This is a genomic window from Mesorhizobium sp. M0292 (assembly GCF_040321695.1).
Classification (GTDB): domain Bacteria; phylum Pseudomonadota; class Alphaproteobacteria; order Rhizobiales; family Rhizobiaceae; genus Mesorhizobium.
The window spans coordinates 183480-201554 of the sequence record NZ_JAMYSB010000009.1 but is presented as its reverse complement, the minus strand read 5'-3'; the positions used below and the strand labels follow the sequence as shown (position 1 = coordinate 201554).

The 18075-nt window shown below is 62.0% G+C and carries 16 protein-coding genes and 1 other RNA gene; 11 read left to right on the top strand and 6 right to left on the bottom strand.

From position 1 onward, the window contains the following. Nucleotides 1-22 precede the first annotated feature (22 nt). The 3 genes from NKI96_RS16685 to NKI96_RS16675 form a co-directional block, all read right to left on the bottom strand. Nucleotides 23-1891, bottom strand: coding sequence for an extracellular solute-binding protein (locus NKI96_RS16685; RefSeq protein ID WP_352805237.1), 1869 nt, complete (start codon nucleotides 1889-1891; stop codon nucleotides 23-25). Next, nucleotides 1891-3768, bottom strand: a complete 1878-nt coding sequence (locus tag NKI96_RS16680; RefSeq protein ID WP_023692606.1) for an extracellular solute-binding protein — start codon at nucleotides 3766-3768, stop codon at nucleotides 1891-1893. The genes NKI96_RS16685 and NKI96_RS16680 overlap by 1 nt, the downstream gene beginning before the upstream one ends. A gap of 151 nt (nucleotides 3769-3919) precedes the next feature. After that, complete coding sequence (locus tag NKI96_RS16675; RefSeq protein WP_023692605.1) at nucleotides 3920-4585, bottom strand: c-type cytochrome; 666 nt, start codon at nucleotides 4583-4585, stop codon at nucleotides 3920-3922. A 193-nt stretch (nucleotides 4586-4778) separates the two neighbouring features. Here NKI96_RS16675 and NKI96_RS16670 point away from each other — a divergent pair, with 193 nt between their 5' ends. Both NKI96_RS16670 and NKI96_RS16665 read left to right on the top strand, forming a co-directional pair. Then, a complete protein-coding gene (locus tag NKI96_RS16670) occupies nucleotides 4779-5504 on the top strand; it encodes a 3-deoxy-manno-octulosonate cytidylyltransferase (protein ID WP_023669513.1) in 726 nt (241 codons plus the stop codon). A 23-nt stretch (nucleotides 5505-5527) separates the two neighbouring features. Continuing rightward, entirely contained in the window at nucleotides 5528-6391 is an 864-nt protein-coding gene (locus NKI96_RS16665) for a prephenate dehydratase (RefSeq protein WP_023692604.1), read from the top strand. 7 nt (nucleotides 6392-6398) lie between these two features. On the opposite strand, the gene NKI96_RS16660 is transcribed toward NKI96_RS16665, so the two are convergent. The 3 genes from NKI96_RS16660 to NKI96_RS16650 form a co-directional block, all read right to left on the bottom strand. Then, entirely contained in the window at nucleotides 6399-6704 is a 306-nt protein-coding gene (locus NKI96_RS16660) for a Dabb family protein (protein ID WP_023692603.1), read from the bottom strand. 75 nt (nucleotides 6705-6779) lie between these two features. Continuing rightward, the gene (gene nudC, locus NKI96_RS16655) at nucleotides 6780-7721 is read right to left on the bottom strand and encodes an NAD(+) diphosphatase (RefSeq protein WP_023807724.1); all 942 of its coding nucleotides are present in this window, start codon (nucleotides 7719-7721) and stop codon (nucleotides 6780-6782) included. A gap of 35 nt (nucleotides 7722-7756) precedes the next feature. Further along, nucleotides 7757-8176 carry an HIT domain-containing protein gene (locus NKI96_RS16650; protein ID WP_023682032.1) on the bottom strand — a complete coding sequence of 140 codons (420 nt, stop codon included), beginning with the start codon at nucleotides 8174-8176 and terminating at the stop codon, nucleotides 7757-7759. Between the two features lie 157 nt (nucleotides 8177-8333). On the opposite strand from NKI96_RS16650, the gene ffs reads away from it, so the two are divergent. The 9 genes from ffs to nikC all read left to right on the top strand — a co-directional run bounded on the left by ffs (nucleotide 8334) and on the right by nikC (nucleotide 18075). After that, an RNA gene (gene ffs / locus NKI96_RS16645) (signal recognition particle sRNA small type) lies at nucleotides 8334-8430 on the top strand. 204 nt (nucleotides 8431-8634) lie between these two features. Continuing rightward, nucleotides 8635-10446: a DNA polymerase III subunit gamma/tau gene (locus NKI96_RS16640; protein WP_023669518.1), complete on the top strand. Its 1812-nt coding sequence runs from the start codon at nucleotides 8635-8637 to the stop codon at nucleotides 10444-10446. 31 nt (nucleotides 10447-10477) lie between these two features. Further along, complete coding sequence (locus NKI96_RS16635) at nucleotides 10478-10801, top strand: YbaB/EbfC family nucleoid-associated protein (protein WP_023669519.1); 324 nt, start codon at nucleotides 10478-10480, stop codon at nucleotides 10799-10801. A gap of 218 nt (nucleotides 10802-11019) precedes the next feature. Further along, nucleotides 11020-11988, top strand: a complete 969-nt coding sequence (locus NKI96_RS16630; protein ID WP_023692601.1) for a cell wall hydrolase — start codon at nucleotides 11020-11022, stop codon at nucleotides 11986-11988. 96 nt (nucleotides 11989-12084) lie between these two features. Further along, nucleotides 12085-12690, top strand: coding sequence for a recombination mediator RecR (recR, locus tag NKI96_RS16625; protein ID WP_023692600.1), 606 nt, complete (start codon nucleotides 12085-12087; stop codon nucleotides 12688-12690). Nucleotides 12691-12885: 195 nt separating this feature from the next. After that, nucleotides 12886-14163 (top strand): lytic murein transglycosylase, encoded by a 1278-nt coding sequence (locus NKI96_RS16620; protein WP_023692599.1) that lies wholly within the window; start codon nucleotides 12886-12888, stop codon nucleotides 14161-14163. A gap of 264 nt (nucleotides 14164-14427) precedes the next feature. Next, the gene (locus NKI96_RS16615; protein WP_023682026.1) at nucleotides 14428-16071 is read left to right on the top strand and encodes an ABC transporter substrate-binding protein; all 1644 of its coding nucleotides are present in this window, start codon (nucleotides 14428-14430) and stop codon (nucleotides 16069-16071) included. Between the two features lie 19 nt (nucleotides 16072-16090). Continuing rightward, nucleotides 16091-17158: an ABC transporter permease gene (locus NKI96_RS16610; protein WP_023692598.1), complete on the top strand. Its 1068-nt coding sequence runs from the start codon at nucleotides 16091-16093 to the stop codon at nucleotides 17156-17158. After that, nucleotides 17155-18075 carry a nickel transporter permease gene (nikC, locus tag NKI96_RS16605; RefSeq protein ID WP_023692597.1) on the top strand — a complete coding sequence of 307 codons (921 nt, stop codon included), beginning with the start codon at nucleotides 17155-17157 and terminating at the stop codon, nucleotides 18073-18075. Before NKI96_RS16610 ends, nikC begins: the two co-directional genes overlap by 4 nt.

The following is an 18075-nucleotide window of genomic DNA, read 5'->3' as shown; positions in this document are numbered from 1 at the left end:
GGGTAAAGTGCCGCGCAACAGCCTACCCTTTGCCAATTTTTGCCGCCTTGCCCTTGTCGACCCACCACAGCGCTTCGACCGGGAAGTCGAAATCGGGTTTCCGCTCGGGAAAACCGAACATGTCCCAATAGGCGCTTCGATGATTCGCCAGGAACCAACTTGGAATCCAATCCCTCCGTGCACGCAAGACCCGGTCGAGCGCGCGCATGGCAATTGTCAGGCTTTCGCGACCCTCGGCGGCACCTGCGGCGTCAACCAGGGCGTCGATGGCCGGGCTCGACGTTCCCGGCAGATTGCGAGAGCCCGATACGGTAGCTGCTCGCGAATGGAAAATGGTTTCGAGGTCATCACGGGTTGGCGTCGCCGGAAACGAGGCCGCGACCGAGACGAGGTCGTAGTCGAACGAATTCTGCCGCAGCTGATATTGCGCGGCATCCACCAGCCGGATCGAGGCATCGATGCCGACCGCCTTCATGTTTTCGACCCAGGGCGAGTAGACCTGTTCGAAGACTTCGTCGTCGACAAGAAACTCTGCGGACAACCGACCACCCTTGTCGTTCACGACGAAATTGCCGGACCGTTTCCAGCCGGCCTCGGCCAGAAGCTTGGCCGCCTTGCCAAGCAACTGCCGGTCGCGGCCGGAGCCGTTCGACGCGTCCTGGATCACGGCTTCGCCAAAAGCCTCGGCGGGAATCTGCTCACGCAGCGGCTCAAGAAGAGCCAATTCTTGTGCCGACGGTCTGCCCTCGGCGCGAAATTCGGATTTCTCGAAGCAGGATTGCGAGCGCTCATAGGAACCGTAGAAGAAATTGCGCCGCGTCCATTCGAAGTCGAAGCACAGCCCGATCGCCTGCCGCACGCGCGAGTCGCGAAACTGCTCGCGCCGCTGGTTGACGGCGGTGCCCTGCATCGAAGGCACCGTTTCGGCCGGGAATTCGTGCTTCACCACCTTGCCGGCAGTGAAGGCTGGGAAGTCGTAGCCGGTCGCCCAGACGCGCGAGGTGAATTCCTCCCTGTAGAGGATTTCTCCCTTCTTGAACGCTTCGAAGGCAACGCTACGGTCCTGATAGAACTCAACGCGAATCCGCTGAAAATTGTTCTGGCCGCGATTGACCGGCAGGTCGTTGCCCCAATAATCAGCCACACGCTCATATTCGATCCAGGCCCCTGCCGACCAGCGACCGACCTTGTAGGCGGCTGACCCCAACGGCGGGTTCATCTGCGAGGAATCGAACGGGTTGGTCGTGTAGAACGCCTTCGACAGGACCGGGAACTCGACGACGTTGAGGATGGTGCGGCTTGTCTGCTTGCCGGAAAACCTAAGCTGCAGCGTGTGGGCATCCACGGCGATCCCGTCATCCAGATGCGTTAGCGGCAGGGAATAGTACGGGTGCCCCTTGTCCTTGAGCAGCTTGAAGGTGAAGGCGGCATCCTCTGCGGTCAATGGCGTGCTGTCATGGAAGCGGGCCTGCGGGCGCAGCGAGAAGGTGAAGTCGTTGCGGTCGTCGGAAATCGTCACGCCGTCAGCGATCAGCCCGTAAACGGCGTCAGGTTCGTCGTACGCTCTCACCATCAGTGAATCGAAGCACATCTCCGTGCGCTGGGGCGAATCGCCTTTGGGGACGAACGAATTCAGCGTGTTGAAGGTCAGCGGCGTCTGGTTGGCAAGCCAGTTGCGCGGCAGGAAGTTGAAGACGCCACCTTGCGGCGCATCGACATTGACATAGTCGAAATGAGTGAAGTCCGGCTTGTATTTGAGGTCGCCGAAAGCCGACAGTCCATGCAGTTTCACGCCGGTTGGGCTGGCGGCGAAAGCCTTGCCCGGCAGCAGCGCAGCAACAGCCGCGGCGCCACTGAGGGCCAGGAAATCGCGGCGAGGGAGCCCCGCCATCAATTGCTGCCCTTGTACTTGGCGGCCAGGGCCTTTTCCTTGTCCGCATCGATCCACCAGGAATCGATATCGGCGCCACGGTAGCCGGGCTGCTTTTCCGGGATGCCGAACTTGTTCCAGTAAGCCAGCCACACAACGGCGCGATAGTATTGCGGCACCACATAGTAATTCCACAGCAGCACGCGATCGAGCGCATGGGTGGTGGCGACGAGGTCATCGCGATCCGTGGCAAAAATGATGCGGTCGACAAGGGCGTCAACGACCGGGTTCTTGATGCCGGAATAATTGCGCGATGCCGGTGTGTCGGCGGACTTGGAGCTCCAAAAATCGCGCTGCTCGTTGCCGGGCGATTCCGACTGTTGGAGCTGTCCTGTGATGACGTCGTAATCGAAATTTCTGACGCGGTTGGTGTACTGGCTCGGGTCGACGATGCGCAGTGTCGCATCGACGCCGATCTTGCGCAGATTGGCGATCCAGGGGCTGGAAATGACCTGGTCGGTTTCATTCGAGCCTAGGATTTCAAACTTGAATGGCTCGCCGGTCTTGGCGTTGACCATCTTGCCGCCCTTGATCACCCAGCCGGCCTGGGCGAACAGGTCGACCGCCTGCTTCAGATATTTGCGCTCCGCCTGCGGCGAATCGTAGACCGGCAACTTGAATTCCTGGGTGAATACTTCCGGCGGCAGCTTGTCGCGGTACTTCTCCAGGATCTCCAATTCCTTGCCTTGCGGCAAGCCGCTAGAGGCTAGGTCCGTGCCCTGGAAATAGCTGTGGGTGCGAGTGTTGAAACCGAAGAACAGCGTGCGGTTCATCGATTCGAAATCGAACGGGTAGGTGAGCGCGGCCCTGACCAGACGATCGGCAAACAACCTATGTCTCTGGTTGAGCATGAAAGCCTGCATCGGCTCGGGCGAGGTGGTCTTGAACTCCTGCTTGATCACATCGCCGGCCTTGATCGCCGCGAAATCATAAAATGTCGCCCAGCGCTTCGAGCTGTTTTCCGGCTTGATATCGTCGAGGCCACCTTTCTTGAACGCCTCCCAGGAGGCGTTGTCGTCAAGAATGTAGGTAAAGTGCTGCGTGTCGAAATTCTCCCGACCGATCTTCACAGCCAGCTTGGCGCCCCAATAGTCGGGGACGCGCTGCCAGACGATTTCCGACCCCGCCTTGAAGCTGGCGATCTTGTATGCAGCCGAGCCCAGCGGCGGCTCCAGCGTCCCCTTGGTGATGTCGCGCTTCTTGCCATTGGCGTCGGTGCCTTCCCACCAATGCTTGGGCAGCACGACAAGGTCGCCGAGGATCTTGGGCAGTTCGCGATTGCCCTTCTGGTCGAAGTGGAACTCGACCTCACGGTCCGAGACAGCGACGGCGTCGGTGACGTTTTCGAAATAGCGGCTGTACATCGGGCTGTTGGCCTTCAGCACCTGGAACGACCAGATCACGTCGTCGACTGTGATCGGCTGTCCGTCATGCCATTTCGCCCGCGGGTCGAGCCGGTAGGTGGCCGAGGAATAGTCGGTCGGGTACTTGTAGGCATCGGCGACGAGCGGGTGGCTGACGCTGCCTTCGTCAGTCGCCTGGTCCATCAGCGTGTCGTAGAGCAGGCCGCCGCCAAATGGCTGCAGGCCGGCCGCCGGCGATCCCTGAACGATATAGGGATTGAAGCTGTCGAACGTGCCGGAAACGACCGAATTGTAGGTACCGCCCTTCGGTGCATCCGGATTCACATAATCGTAGCGCTGGAAGTTCTCGCCATATTTGGAGGGGCCGATCAGCGAAGAGGTGGTGTGCCATTCCTGGGGGAAGGATGCCTGCAGGCCGCCTGCGAGGGCGCCCACAACCAGAAAGGACCTCAGAAGCGTTCGGCCAACCGTCATGCGTTCTCCTCGTCGCGATGCCCGGCAATCCTAAATGATTTGACGCCGGTGAAAACCGCCATGCGGCGGCTTTGTCGCCGCATATGCGATTTTCCTAACAAAAAGCCGGGCTGAACCCGGCTTTTTTGAGGTCATGGAGATGACAATTCGGTTATTTGGCGGGCGCCGGTGCCGGCGTCGCAGGGGCGGGAGCTGCACCTTCAGCCGGCTTGGCCGGAGCGGCACCCTCGGCCGGCTTGGCCGGCGCCGTTGCATCGGCGGCGGCACCTGGCGTCGGCAGCGCCTTCGGGCTATCCGACAGCGTGCGCAGATAGGCAATGACGTTGGCGCGGTCCTCGTCCTTCGGCAGGCCGGCAAAGCCCATCGCCGTGCCCTTCACGAATTTCTTCGGCGAGGTGATGAAGTGGTTGAGATTGTCATAGGTCCACTTCTCGGCGCCGCCCTTGGAAAACTCTTTCATGCCGGCCGAATAGGCAAAGCCCTCATGCTCGGCGACGGGGCGGTCGACGATGTCCCAGAGATCCGGGCCGACCTTGTTGGGGCCGCCTTTTTCGCCGGAATGGCAGGCCTGGCATTTCTTAAAGACGGCCGCACCTTGCTCGACATTGGCGGTGGCCAAAAGGTCGGCGATCGGCTTCGCCTCTGCTGCGGGTCCGGCGGCGCCGCCTTCGGCAGGCTCCGTCGCCTCGATGGCAAAGCCGGGTTTTTCCGGCGCCGGCGAGGCAAACAGGGCGTCGGACACCAAACCGACCGAGAAGACGACGAAACAGGTTCCAAGCAACCCGGCGAGCAGTTTGTTGACTTCGTTGGAATCCATACGCCCCAGGGCTCCCTTTTCCGGCGGACCTCTCCGTCCACTCCGTCCGTCGGTATCGTGACCCACCCCGTCGAGCCGGTCAAATCGGGCGGAAACTAGGTCTTTTGCTTGGGCGTTGCAACACCTATAAGGGCGCTTCCAGTGAGACCTTTTGCCACTTTCCCCATCCTCTTTCGAACGCCTTGCAACCTCGATGTCCACGCTCATCCTGATCCCGGCCCGCATGGCCTCGACGCGCCTGCCGGGCAAGCCGCTGGCCGACATAGCCGGCGCGCCGATGATCGTCCATGTCGCCCGCCGCGCCGCTGAGGCTGGGCTTGGCCGGGTGGTGGTGGCAACCGACACGCGCAACGTGGCCGAAGCGGTGCGCGCGCACGGTTTCGAGGCGGTGATGACGCGCACCGACCACGAATCCGGTTCCGACCGTATCTTCGAGGCGCTGACCGCCCTCGACCCCGATCGCAAGGTCGAAACCATCGTCAATGTGCAGGGCGACCTGCCGACCATCGATCCCAAGATCATCGGTGCGGCGCTGAAACCGTTCGAGGACGCTGCGGTCGACATCGCCACGCTCGGCGTCGAGATCGTCCGCGACGAGGAAAAGGCCAACCCCAACGTCGTCAAGATCGTCGGTTCGCCGTTGTCGGCGACGCGGCTGAAGGCGCTCTATTTCACCCGCGCCACCGCGCCCTGGGGCGAGGGGCCGCTCTATCACCATGTCGGCCTCTACGCCTATCGGCGCTCAGCCCTCGAACGCTTCGTCGCGCTAAAACCTTCGCCGCTCGAACGGCGCGAGCGGCTGGAGCAGTTGCGGGCGGTGGAGGCCGGTATGCGCATCGATGCCGAGATCGTGCAATCGCTGCCGCTGGGCGTCGACACGCCGGAAGACCTCGAACGCGCCCGACAAATTCTTTCCTGAGACCTTCAACCTGAGATATCGGCATGCCTGACAAGACCAACAGAATATCCTTCCAGGGCGAACCGGGCGCCAATTCCGACACCGCCAGCCGCAACATGTTCCCTTCGATGGAGCCGTTGCCGTGCCCCACCTTCGAGGATGCCTTCAACGCGGTCGAGACCAACAAGGCCGACCTCGCCATGATCCCGATCGAAAACACCATCGCCGGCCGCGTCGCCGACATCCATCATCTCTTGCCGGAATCGAAACTCCACATCGTCGGCGAATATTTCCTGCCGATCCATTTCCAACTGATGGTGCTGCCCGGCGTCAAACGCGAAGAGATCAAGACCGTGCACAGCCATATCCATGCGCTGGGACAGTGCCGCAAATACATCCGCAAGAATGGCTGGAAGCCGGTGATTGCCGGCGACACGGCGGGTTCGGCGAAGCTGGTCTCCGAACTCAAGGACCGCACCATGGCCTCGCTGGCGCCTGCGCTCGCCGCAGAACTCTATGGCCTCGACATCATCGAGAAGAATGTCGAGGACACGGACTCGAATGTCACCCGCTTCGTCGTCCTGACCAAGGACAAGCGGTTGGCCGAACGGCCCTCGGCCGACACCAAGATGATGACGACCTTCATGTTCCGTGTCCGCAACGTGCCGGCTGCGCTCTACAAGGCAATGGGCGGTTTCGCCACCAACGGCGTCAACATGACGAAGCTGGAGAGCTACCAGTTGGGCGCCTTCACCGCGACGCTGTTCTACGCCGATATCGAGGGCCATCCCGACGATCCGCTGGTCAAGCTGGCGCTGGACGAACTGCGCTTCTTCTCGCGCGAAGTGCGCATTCTGGGTGTCTATCCCGCCAGCGAGTCGCGCGAGCAGTGGAAGGTCGCGGACTAAGGTTCCCCTAAACCAGCAGGGTCAGCGGCACATAGTCGATTTCCATGAAGGTTTCGACTTCCGGGATCCAGCGGTCGCGCACGAAGGCAACGTGGTCGGGATGCTCGTTATATCTGGTGTAGGCGGCCTGATCGACGAACTCCATCGAGAAGCCGAAGTGATAGTCGTTCTTCGGGCTGACTTGCCGCAGCGGCTCGAAATGGGTGACGCCCTTGATTGCGCTGAGAATGCGCCTGGCATCGGAGAGGAACCGCTTTTCCTCCAGCGAGTACTGCGGGTGCTTCAGGGTGAAAACCACGGTGTGACGGATCATTTTTTGCTCCCGTTAAGCAATTCCAGGAAAAGTGTGAAGCGGTTTTCCGTCCGGAATTGCGTAAAATAACAAGTCTTATTCGCTGTCGACCCAGGCGCGGATCAGATGATGCGCGATCGCGCCTTTCGGCGGCGTGACCAGATTGTCCTTGTGCGTCCTCTCCAGCATGGAACGCACCTCGTCGCGAAAAAACCAGCGGCAATCTTCCAACTCGTTGAGATCGGCCTGGATGTCGTCATTGAGCGGTTCGCCGAAACAGCCGATCATCAGCGAATAGGGGAACGGCCAGGGTTGGCTGGCATGGTAGACGACGCGGCCGAGCCGGATGCCGGCTTCCTCCAGCGTTTCGCGGCGCACCGCCGCCTCGATCGTCTCGCCCGGCTCGATGAAGCCGGCAAGCGCCGAGTACATGCCGGGCCCGAAATGCCGGCCGCGGCCGAGCAGGCATTTTTCCCGCGTCGCCGTCAGCATAATCGCCACCGGATCGGTGCGTGGAAAGTGCTCGGTGCCGCAATTTGGGCAATGGCGCTTGTAGCCGCCGGCCCGCATTTGCGATTCATGGCCGCATTTGCTGCAGAAGCGATGGGTGGCATGCCAGGCAAGCAGGGCGGCGCCTTGCGCCAGCGCGCCCGCTGCCGCCTCGTCGATCAGCCCCTGCATATAGACCGAGCGATAATCGATCGCCTTCATGGTCTCCGGCAGCTGTTCGGGATCGAGGCCGACCGGCACGGCAAGGACCGGGCCGCTCTCGGCAAAGCCAAGCAGCACGCCTTGTGCGAGTGATGGCTGCAGCTTCTGGCTCTCAGCCAGATCGAACCAAGGGTCGAAGCTGCCATCGTGCAATTTCAGATACAGCCGTCCGCCATGCATCGGCAAAAAACGTGCCGAGGGATCGGCCAACGCCTTTTCGACGGAATCGTCGGCGCGGTTCTCGGATTGCCGATCAATCGTGTTTCCGGCGAAGCCGACGAACTGGCTCGGTTCGCGCAAGGGCGCGTCAAAAAGGCGAAAGGTCATGGAAGCTCGAACGTCTAGGAATGGACACAGGCGGCTTATAGCGCCGCCTTGATCTGTTGCGCAAACTGGCGGATGCCTGAACGCTCATAGGGCTCGCGCATGCCGTGCCCCCACACCGGCCCCGGCCAGCCCGGATCGCCTTCCGAGCGGGCGATGACGTGGACATGCAATTGCCGAACGATGTTGCCGAGCGCGCCGGTGTTGATCTTGGTGCAGCCCGTGGTTCTTTTCAGCGCCTGCGCCACCATGTTGGTTTCGAAGGTCAACATCGCCTGGTCGAGCGGCGTCATGTCGTGGATTTCTTCGGCCCCCGGCCGCTGCGGCACCAGGACCAGCCATGGCCAGCGGCTATCATTCATCACCCTGAGCTCGCACAGGCCGAGCCACATCAGCTGCTCGCTATCCGCCTCCAGCCTGGAGTCGAGCGTGAATCCGGCCTTGAGGCCCGGTAGCATTGGCGTCTCCCTTGCGCTTCTCGCATTATTCCCAAACTCATGACGCTAGAGCGGCTGCACGGGGGCTGCAAGCGATTCATTGAGCGGCGGAGTTCAAGGGCATCCGATTCTCAATGCACCCTTGCATTTGATCGCTGAATTGCCGATATGGAACGCGGGAGGTTGGTGGTGGACGATCCACTCGCCAACCGGGTCAGGTCCGGAAGGAAGCAGCCCTAACGAGCCCGGAACGGGTCATTGTTCCAGCCTCCCACCTCATCGGCCCCTCTCGCGACATTGACGACGCATTGCAGCGCGGGCGAGACTATTGGAGCAATTCCAGGGAAAGTGTGAGCGGTTTCCCGTCCGGAATTGCGTTAAAGCAAAGGGTAGAGCGGTTTGCCGTTTCAGAAAACGGTGAAACGATCTAGCAGGAATCGGCTACGCTGAGACGCGGCCTTTTGGAGCTTTACGGGCGAATGAGCGAAGCCGGAAATTCGGACCCCGAAAACCTGGAGAAGCAAAAGGCCGTCGCCTATCGCGTGCTGGCGCGCAAATATCGTCCGTCGAATTTCTCCGAACTGATCGGCCAGGAGCCGATGGTCCGCACTTTGACCAACGCTTTCTCCACAGGCCGCATCGCCCAGGCCTGGATGCTGACCGGCGTGCGCGGCGTCGGTAAGACCACGACGGCGCGCATCCTGGCGCGGGCGCTCAACTACAAGACGCCGACGGTCGACCATCCCTCGGTCGACCTCGCCCTCCTGGGCGAGCACTGCCAGGCGATCATGGAAGGCCGCCATGTCGACGTCATCGAGATGGACGCCGCGTCGCATACCGGCATCGACGACATCAGGGACATTATCGAGCGCGTGCGCTATGCCCCGGTGTCGGCGCGCTACAAAGTCTACATCATCGACGAAGTGCACATGCTCTCCACCCAGGCCTTCAACGGCCTGTTGAAGACGCTGGAAGAGCCGCCGCCGCACGTCAAATTCATCTTTGCCACCACCGAAATCCGCAAAGTGCCGATCACCGTGCTGTCGCGCTGCCAGCGTTTCGACCTGAGACGCATCGATGCTGGCGCACTGGTCGCGCACCTCTCCTCGATTGCCGGCAAGGAAGGCATATCGGTCGACGACGACGCGCTGGCGATGATCGCGCGCGCCGCCGAAGGCTCGGCCCGCGATTCGCTCTCCATCCTCGACCAGGCGATCGCCCATGGCGGCGGCGCCGTCAGCGCCGAGGCGGTGCGCGCCATGCTGGGTCTCGCCGACCGCGCCCGCATCGTCGACCTGTTCGAACATGTCATGAAGGGCGATGTGGCGGCCGCCCTTGCCGAATTCCGCAACCAGTACGACACCGGCGCCGATCCGGCTGCCGTGCTGACCGATCTGGCCGAATTCAACCACCTCGTCACCCGGCTGCGCTTCGTGCCGACGGCTGCCGACGACGCTTCCCTGTCCGAGGATGAGCGCCGCCGCGGCGCCGACTTCGCCAGCACGCTGTCGGTCAAGGTTCTGTCGCGGACCTGGCAGATGCTCTTGAAAGGCATTCCCGAGGTGCAGTCGTCCAACCGCCCGGTCAGCGCCGGCGAGATGGTGCTGATCCGCCTGGCGCATGCCGCCGACCTGCCGACGCTGGACGAGGCGCTGAAATCTCTAGAGAGCGGCGCTCCGGCGTCCGGTGGTGTGTCACGCCCGAATGGTGCGCCGGTAAATGCCGGCAATGGCGGCGGCGCCAGCGCGGTAGCGCAGACCCGGATGCCGTCCGGGCCAGCCGGTGCGCAAACCATGCGATTGGTCGACGCGCCCCCGGTCGCCTTTGTCGCGCCTCCGCAGCCGGTCGTCGAGCCGCAATCGCCGCCGCTGAAATCGCTGGCCGATATTGTCGCTCTTGCCGACGCGCAGCGTGACATCGCCTTCAAGGTGCTGGTCAAGAGCTGTATTCGCCTGGTGCGCATCGAGCCCGGCCGTATCGACGTCGGCCTGACCGCCGATGCGCCCAAGATGCTGCTCAACGACTTGACGACGAAGCTGCGCGCCTGGACCGGCCGCAACTGGCTGGTGTCATTGTCGAAGGAAGAGGGCGGCCAAACGCTGGCCGAGATGGAATCGACCAGGCGCGAGACTGCTTTCTCCGACGCGAAAAGCGATCCGGCTGTGGCCGCCATCCTGGCGCGCTTTCCCGGCGCCAAGATTATCGACGTGCGCATTCCCGACGCGCCGGAAGTCGACACCGACAAGGCCGAAGCGCCGGTCGAGCCGCCATCCGACGACGACGAAACCTGACCATAGCCACGAATCCGCAAAGGACCCGACCATGAAAGATCTTCTCGGCCTGATGGGCAAGGCGAAGGAAATGCAGGCCAAGTTCCAGGCCATGCAGGACGAGATCGCGACGATTGAAGCAAGCGGGCAGGCGGGCGGCGGGCTGGTCAATGTCACGCTGACCGGCAAGTTCGAAATGAAGTCGCTGAAGATCGATCCGTCGCTGTTCAAGGAGGACGAGGTCGAGATTCTCGAAGACCTGCTGCTGGCCGCTCACAATGATGCCAAAAATAAGGTCGAGCAGATTATGCAGGAGAAGACCAAGGCGCTGACGGCAGGCTTGCCGATCCCGCCCGGAATGAAATTGCCGTTCTGAGCCGGCTCCAACCAGTTAATTGATTATGAAGGGAAATCGGCTGCGGAGGCTGTTGTTAAGACTTTCTCCGGCTTTGCTCACGCAGACATATCCGGGCATTTATAAAGTTTTACCTATGCTGCACGAAAGCTAATCCTTTAGCCATCTTTTTGCCTTTAAGAGTCTCATTCTTGCCACATCTCGGGGCGGGATGGCATCTGGACAATGAGGCATTTTTGTTGATCGCGACGCGATGGAAGACGCCGCTTCTGCTCGGCATCATCTTCTCCCCTATGTTCCTGGCCGGTTGCAGCCAGACCACGTCTTCGCACGGCCTGTCGGTCGCCAGCCTGACCGACGCCATCACGCCCAGCTTCCTTTCGACGCGCGCCTACCGCAACACGCCGAAGGAGAAGGAATGCCTGGAGCGGGCGATGTTCTTCGAGTCCAACCGCTCGAGCCGTGACGGCATGATCGCCGTCGGCACGGTGGTGATGAACCGGCTGCGCTCCGGCAATCATGGCAGCACCATTTGCCAAGTGGTTGGCGAACCGGGCCAGTTCGCGCCCGGCGTGATGACGCGGGCGATGAATTCGAAAGCGATGCCCGATGTCGAGGAGGCCGCCGATGCGGTGCTCAAGGGCGAGCGCAAGGCCAAGCTGAAGAACACGATGTACTTCCACACCGCCGGCCTGAGGTTCCCCTACAAGAACATGCATTACACCATGGTTGCCGGCGGCAACGCCTTCTACGAGAAGCGCGGTCGCAACTGGCAGCCGCTGCCGGATGAATCCACGACCATGGTTGCCTCGGCGCAGCCGCGCGCGCCTGTGCCTGAAGCGCCGTTGCAGGTTGCCTACGCCGAGCCGGTGGTGAAGACCATTGTCCGTCCAGATCCGGCCAAGCAGGCCGCGGCGGTTCGCGCAGCCAAGGCGACACGTGCCCCGGCCGAGCAGACCTATGTGACGGCTTCCGCGGCGCCCGCCAAGAGCGCCCGCATCGCCGCCAAGCAGACGGAGGTGGCGATGCAGGAGCCGATGGCCGAGCCCGATGCCTCGCGTTTCGGCGGCACGCTGAACGCCCGCTACATCACCTCGGTTCCATCGGCAACGCAGGAAGCGTCGATGGGCTTCCAGTCAACGCCTGAGAATACCGACGCTATCGGCGCGATGATTATCGACCAGACCCGGCCAGCGTCAGCTTACTGACGCCTAAAACAGTTTCCGAGCCCGCCATGGCAGCATGGCGGGCTCGGTGCGTATGCGCATGTTTCAAAGCGCGCGGAAAAATCCTAGATCAGTGCGATGTCGAAGCGAATCGCCGGTCCCGAGATCGAACGCCTGATCCAACTCCTGGCCAAGGTGCCGGGGCTAGGGCCTCGTTCGGCCAGGCGTGCGGCACTGCACCTCATCAAGAAGAAGGAGCAGCTTTTGTCGCCGCTCGCCGCCGCCATGGCTGAAGCCGCCGACAAGGTGCGCATCTGCACGACCTGCGGCAACGTCGATACCTCCGACCCTTGCATGATCTGCACCGATCCGCGCCGCGATGCCTCGACGCTGATCGTCGTCGAGGATGTCTCCGACCTCTGGGCGCTGGAGCGGGCGGCGGCCATGAATGTGCGCTACCATGTGCTCGGCGGCACGCTGTCGCCGCTCGACGGCATCGGCCCCGACCAGCTCAATGTCCGCTCGCTGGTCGACCGCGTCGCCGGCGGCGAGGTGAAGGAGGTGATCCTCGCCGTCAACGCCACGGTCGAGGGCCAGACGACGGCGCATTATCTCACCGACCAGCTCTCGGGTTTCAAGATCAAGGTCACCAGGCTTGCACATGGCGTGCCGGTCGGCGGCGAACTCGACTATCTGGATGAGGGGACGCTGGCGGCGGCCTTGCGCTCGCGGACGGCGTTTTGACGCAATTGGCGGGCAGGATGTGCGACATGAAAGCTTCGCATTCTTCGAGGTTTGCGCCAAACACCCCCCTCTGTCCTGCCGGACATCTCCCCCTCAAGGCGGGAGATTGGCTGTCGCTTCGGTTTTCGCCTACCACCTGCGTTGAAAGAAGAATGCCGTCCGAGAAGCTGGCTGATCTCCCCCCTTGAGGGGGAGATGTCCGGCAGGACAGAGGGGGGTGTGAGGGAACGCAAGCCTCCAAGGCTGCTACTATTTTCATTTCTTGCAGCTCTGCTCGCCCTCCTCCTCATCTCCCCCGCCTCCGCCGCCAAAATCGACGACCAGTTCCGCGCCTGGCTGCAAACCGATCTCTGGCCGGAAGCCCAGACCAAAGGCATCTCCAAATCCACCTTCGACGCCGCTTTCGACGGCGTGAAGCCGAACCTCAAATTGCCCGACCTCGTCCTGCCCGGCGAGAAACCCAAAACGCCGCAGAAGCAGCATCAGGCCGAGTTCGGTTCGCCCGGCGCCTATTTCGCCGAAAAGACGGTGCGCGCCGTCACGTCAGGTGGGCGCACGCGCGAGGCGGCCAACGCCAAGACGCTGGCTGCGATCGAAAAGCGCTACGGTGTCCCGGGCGAGATACTGTTGGCGATCTGGGGCCGCGAGACCGGCTTCGGCGCGGCGAAAATGCCCTACGACGCCTTCGAGGTTCTCGGCACCAAGGCGTTCATGTCGACCAAGAAGGACTTCTTCCGCACCGAGGTACTGGCGGCGCTCGAGATCGTCGAGCATGGGTTGGCGCCGGTCGGCGCCATGAAATCGTCCTGGGCCGGCGCGCTCGGCCAGCCGCAATTCATGCCGACCTCGTTCCTGAAGCACGCCGTCGACTACGACGGTGATGGGCACCCGGACATCTGGAATTCGACGCCGGACGTGCTGGCCTCGATCGCCAACTATCTCGTCCACTATGGCTGGGTGAAGGGGCGTGGCTGGGGTTTCGAGGTGACGGTTCCGGAAAGCGTTTCCTGCTCGCTCGAAGGTCCCGACCAGGGCAAGAAGATCTCAGCCTGGGCGGCGATGGGAATCAGCCGCGTCGGCGGCAAAGCCTTTCCGGCCGGCGAACTGAAGGCGGAAGGGTTCCTTTTGATGCCGGCCGGACGCAGTGGTCCGGCCTTCATCGCCACGACAAATTTCTACGTGCTGAAGCAATACAACACCAGCGACCTCTACGCCCTGTTCATCGGCCATGGCGCTGACCGCATCGCCCATGGCGATGCTGATTTCGTCGGCAACTGGGGTGCGGTTGGCGGCCTGCATCGTTCCGACATCGCCGCGCTGCAACGGGCGCTGGAGGCCAAGGGCTACGATGTCGGCAGCGCCGACGGCCTGCCCGGCTTCAAGACCCGCCGCTCGATCGGCTCCTGGCAGGAAAAGAACGGCCGCCCCGCCACCTGCTTCCCCGACGCCGATCTGGTCGCTGCCATCAAGTAACACCGAAAAGAGCAGATTTTTCCCCATCGGCGGCTGCAATTGGCTCGCCCATGCTTCGACGCGCACAGCATATTCCGGTCCAGTATGCCGGCCCGCAAAAATGCCCGTTGCCGGTTGGAGGGCTGCCGGATAGGGTGTTGACCAACTGGAAAAAAATCAACACGGTATGGGGTCTAACGGTCCTCCTCCGGCCGCGAAAAAGATTACTGCAGCCCTGAGCCGGGAACTCGGGGTCAACAATCAACAAAACAGGGAACAATCATCATGATGATGGAAAAGTTTGCTCTACGTTCGCGCGTCTGGCTCGCAGGTGCTGCCATGTCCGCTCTGCTCATTGGCGTCGCGCCGGCCTTTGCCGTGACCCCCGCCGACACGCTGGTCGAAGGTTTTGCCATCGACGACATCATCTCCATGGATCCGGGCGAGGCGTTCGAACTGTCGACCGCCGAAGTCACCGGCAACACCTATGATCTGCTGGTCCGCCTCGACCTCAGCGACACCTCCAAGGTCAAGGGCGACCTTGCCGAGAGCTGGACCGTCTCCGACGACGGCCTGGTCTATACGTTCAAGCTCAAGCCCGGCCTAAAGTTCGCTTCGGGCAATCCACTGACGGCCGCCGATGTCGCCTATTCCTTCGAGCGCGCCATCAAGCTGGATAAGCCGCCGGCATTCATCATCAACCAGTTCGGCATCAGCGGCGACAATGTTGCCGACAAGGCCAAGGCCGTCGACGATACCACCTTCCAGTTCACCGTCGACAAGGCCTATGCGCCGAGCTTCGTGTTAAACTGCCTGTCGGCAACGGTCGCTTCGGTCGTCGACGCAAAGCTGGTCAAGGAACATGTCGCCGCGGTGACACCGAGTGCCGACTACAAATGGGACAACGATTTCGGCAACGCCTTCCTGAAGACCGGTTATGCCGGCTCCGGCGCCTACAAGCTGCGCGAATGGCGGGCCAATGAGGTCGTCGTGCTCGAGCGCAACGACAATTACAATGGCGAGAAGGCCAAGCTCGCCCGCGTCATCTACCGCAACATGAAGGAAAGCTCGGCACAGCGCCTGGCGCTCGAAGCAGGCGACATCGACGTTGCCCGCAACCTCGAGCCGAACGATCTCGACGCCATCGCCAAGAATGCCGATCTCACCACGACCAGCGCGCCGAAGGGCACGGTCTTTTACATCAGTCTCAACCAGAAGAATCCGAACCTCGCCAAGCCCGAGGTTCGCCAGGCGTTCAAATATCTGGTCGACTACGATGCGCTGAGCACGACCATCCTCAAGGGCATTGGCGAGATTCACCAGACCTTCCTGCCCAAGGGCGTGCTGGGCGAACTGGACGAAAATCCGTTCAAGTTCGACGTCGCCAAGGCCAAGGAACTGCTGACCAAGGCCGGCCTGGCCGACGGCTTCAGCGTAACCATGGACGTACGCACGGGACAGCCGACAACGGGCATGGCGGAATCGATCCAGCAGACGCTTGGCCAAGCCGGCATCAAGCTGGAAATTATCCCGGGCGACGGCAAGCAGACGCTGACCAAATACCGCGCCCGCAATCATGACATCTATATCGGCCAGTGGGGCCAGGACTATTTCGATCCGAACTCCAACGCCCAGACCTTTGCCTCAAACCCGGACAATTCGGATGAAGGCAAGACCAAGACGCTGGCCTGGCGCAATGCCTGGGACATCCCGGACCTGACAAAGCAGACCGAAGCAGCCTTGCTGGAGAAGGATGCCGGCAAGCGCGCCGATATGTACAAGAGCCTTGAAAAGACGATCCTCGACACCAGCCCCTTCGTCATCATCCACCAGCAATTGGAAGTGGCAGGCCTGCGCAAAAACCTGAAAGGCTTTGCGCTCGGTCCGAGCTTCGACACCAACTTCGTCGGCCCGGTCTCCAAGGAATAGCGCCGGCGGACGCGCCCTGATGAGCGCGATTGAAAACCAGGCGACGGCGGGGCAGGGAAGCGCCCGCGCCGTCGCTATCTTGTTGGCGATCGGCCGCTTCCTGGTCATCGCCGTCACCACCTATCTCGGCCTGCTCGCGGTGACCTTTTTCATCGGCCGCGTCATCCCGATCGATCCGGTGCTGGCGGTGCTCGGCGACCGCGCACCGGCCAATGTCGTCGAGCGCACCCGCCGCGAGATGGGGCTCGATCTTCCGTTGATCGAGCAATTCTATATCTATCTCAAGCATGCGCTGAACGGTGATTTCGGCACCTCTGTGCTGACCACCAATCCTGTGATGACCGACATCCGCCGTGCCTTTCCGGCAACGATCGAACTGGCGACTTTGGGCACTCTGATAGGCTCGTTGATCGGCGTGCCGCTCGGCGTGCTGGCAGCGGTAAAACGCGGCAGTCTCATCGACCAGATCGTTCGCATTGTCGGCCTGATCGGCTATTCCGTGCCTATCTTCTGGATCGGGCTTTTGGGGCTTGTCCTGTTCTACGCCAACCTCCAATGGGTGGCTTTTCCCGGCCGCCTCGACATCGTCTACGAGTACACATTCACACCGATCACCGGCTTCTACCTGCTCGACGCCGCGCTGCAGGGCCAGTGGGATGTCTTCTACGACGCTTACCGCCACATCATCCTGCCGGCAGGGCTGCTGGGCTATTTCTCGCTCGCCTATATCAGCCGAATGACGCGCTCCTTCATGCTGAACGAGCTGTCGCAGGAATACATCGTCGCCGCGCGCGCCAAGGGCCTGTCTGAAACGCGAATCATCTGGGGCCATGCGCTGCGCAACGCCGCGGTGCCGATGGTCACGGTGATCGCCCTGTCCTATGCCGGGCTGCTCGAAGGTTCGGTGCTGACCGAGACGGTGTTCTCCTGGCCCGGCATCGGCCTCTACATCACCAATTCGCTGCAGAACGCCGACATGAACGCCGTGCTCGGCGGCACCATCGTCATCGGTTCGGTGTTCATCGGCATCAATCTCCTGTCCGATGTTCTCTACAAGGTGCTCGATCCGAGGACGAAGACAGGATGAGCGCCGAAGCAATCCAAACGCGCCGCAATTGGCTGCTCAGCGATCGGCCGGCCTCGCGCATGCAGGCAAGGCTCGGCCGCGCCTATGTCGCCTGGCGGCGCTTTTCCGCCAACCGGCTGGCGTTTCTCGGCCTGCTCATCATCATCGCGCTGCTGCTGGTCGCCGCCTTTGCCGATGTGCTGGCGCCCTATTCGCCGACCATCGGCGATCTCAAGAACGCGCGGCTTTTGGCGCCGAGTGCGGCGCATTGGTTCGGCACCGACGATCTCGGCCGCGATATCTATTCGCGCATTCTTTTCGGCTCGCGCTGGACGCTCTACGTCGTCATTCTTGTCGCCGTCATCGCAGCCCCCATCGGCCTTTTGGTCGGCACCGTCGCCGGCTATGCCGGCGGCTGGACCGATGCCATTCTGATGCGCATTACCGACATCTTCCTCGCCTTTCCCAAGCTGATCCTGGCGCTGGCCTTTGTCGCGGCCCTTGGCCCCGGCATCGAAAACGCGGTGCTGGCCATCGCCATCACCTCGTGGCCGCCTTACGCCCGAATTGCGCGGGCCGAGACGATGACCGTGCGCAATTCGGATTACATCAAGGCGGTGCAATTGATGGGCGCCTCTCCGTTCCGCATCGTGCTGCGCCACATCATGCCGCTCTGCATCTCTTCGCTCATCATCCGGGTGACGCTCGATATGGCCGGCATCATCCTCACCGCCGCCGGCCTCGGCTTCCTCGGCCTGGGCGCCCAGCCGCCGCTGCCGGAATGGGGCACGATGATCGCGTCCGGCCGCCGCTTCGTGCTCGACCAATGGTGGGTGGCCGGCGCGCCGGGCTTCGCCATCCTCATCGTCAGCCTCGGCTTTAACCTGCTTGGCGACGGCCTGCGCGATGCGCTCGATCCCCGGAGTGGCGACCAATGA

What these genes read in the sequence shown, in the direction of transcription:
- NKI96_RS16660 (WP_023692603.1), bottom strand. Translation starts at nt 6,704, where the DNA reads ATGATCCGTCACACCGTGGTTTTCACCCTGAAGCACCCGCAGTACTCG.
- NKI96_RS16685 (WP_352805237.1), bottom strand. Translation starts at nt 1,891, where the DNA reads ATGGCGGGGCTCCCTCGCCGCGATTTCCTGGCCCTCAGTGGCGCCGCG.
- NKI96_RS16675 (WP_023692605.1), bottom strand. Translation starts at nt 4,585, where the DNA reads ATGGATTCCAACGAAGTCAACAAACTGCTCGCCGGGTTGCTTGGAACC.
- NKI96_RS16635 (WP_023669519.1), top strand. Translation starts at nt 10,478, where the DNA reads ATGAAAGATCTTCTCGGCCTGATGGGCAAGGCGAAGGAAATGCAGGCC.
- NKI96_RS16670 (WP_023669513.1), top strand. Translation starts at nt 4,779, where the DNA reads ATGTCCACGCTCATCCTGATCCCGGCCCGCATGGCCTCGACGCGCCTG.
- NKI96_RS16640 (WP_023669518.1), top strand. Translation starts at nt 8,635, where the DNA reads ATGAGCGAAGCCGGAAATTCGGACCCCGAAAACCTGGAGAAGCAAAAG.
- NKI96_RS16650 (WP_023682032.1), bottom strand. Translation starts at nt 8,176, where the DNA reads ATGCTACCGGGCCTCAAGGCCGGATTCACGCTCGACTCCAGGCTGGAG.
- nikC (WP_023692597.1), top strand. Translation starts at nt 17,155, where the DNA reads ATGAGCGCCGAAGCAATCCAAACGCGCCGCAATTGGCTGCTCAGCGAT.
- NKI96_RS16680 (WP_023692606.1), bottom strand. Translation starts at nt 3,768, where the DNA reads ATGACGGTTGGCCGAACGCTTCTGAGGTCCTTTCTGGTTGTGGGCGCC.
- NKI96_RS16620 (WP_023692599.1), top strand. Translation starts at nt 12,886, where the DNA reads ATGTCCGGCAGGACAGAGGGGGGTGTGAGGGAACGCAAGCCTCCAAGG.
- NKI96_RS16610 (WP_023692598.1), top strand. Translation starts at nt 16,091, where the DNA reads ATGAGCGCGATTGAAAACCAGGCGACGGCGGGGCAGGGAAGCGCCCGC.
- recR (WP_023692600.1), top strand. Translation starts at nt 12,085, where the DNA reads ATGTCGAAGCGAATCGCCGGTCCCGAGATCGAACGCCTGATCCAACTC.
- nudC (WP_023807724.1), bottom strand. Translation starts at nt 7,721, where the DNA reads ATGACCTTTCGCCTTTTTGACGCGCCCTTGCGCGAACCGAGCCAGTTC.
- NKI96_RS16615 (WP_023682026.1), top strand. Translation starts at nt 14,428, where the DNA reads ATGATGATGGAAAAGTTTGCTCTACGTTCGCGCGTCTGGCTCGCAGGT.
- NKI96_RS16665 (WP_023692604.1), top strand. Translation starts at nt 5,528, where the DNA reads ATGCCTGACAAGACCAACAGAATATCCTTCCAGGGCGAACCGGGCGCC.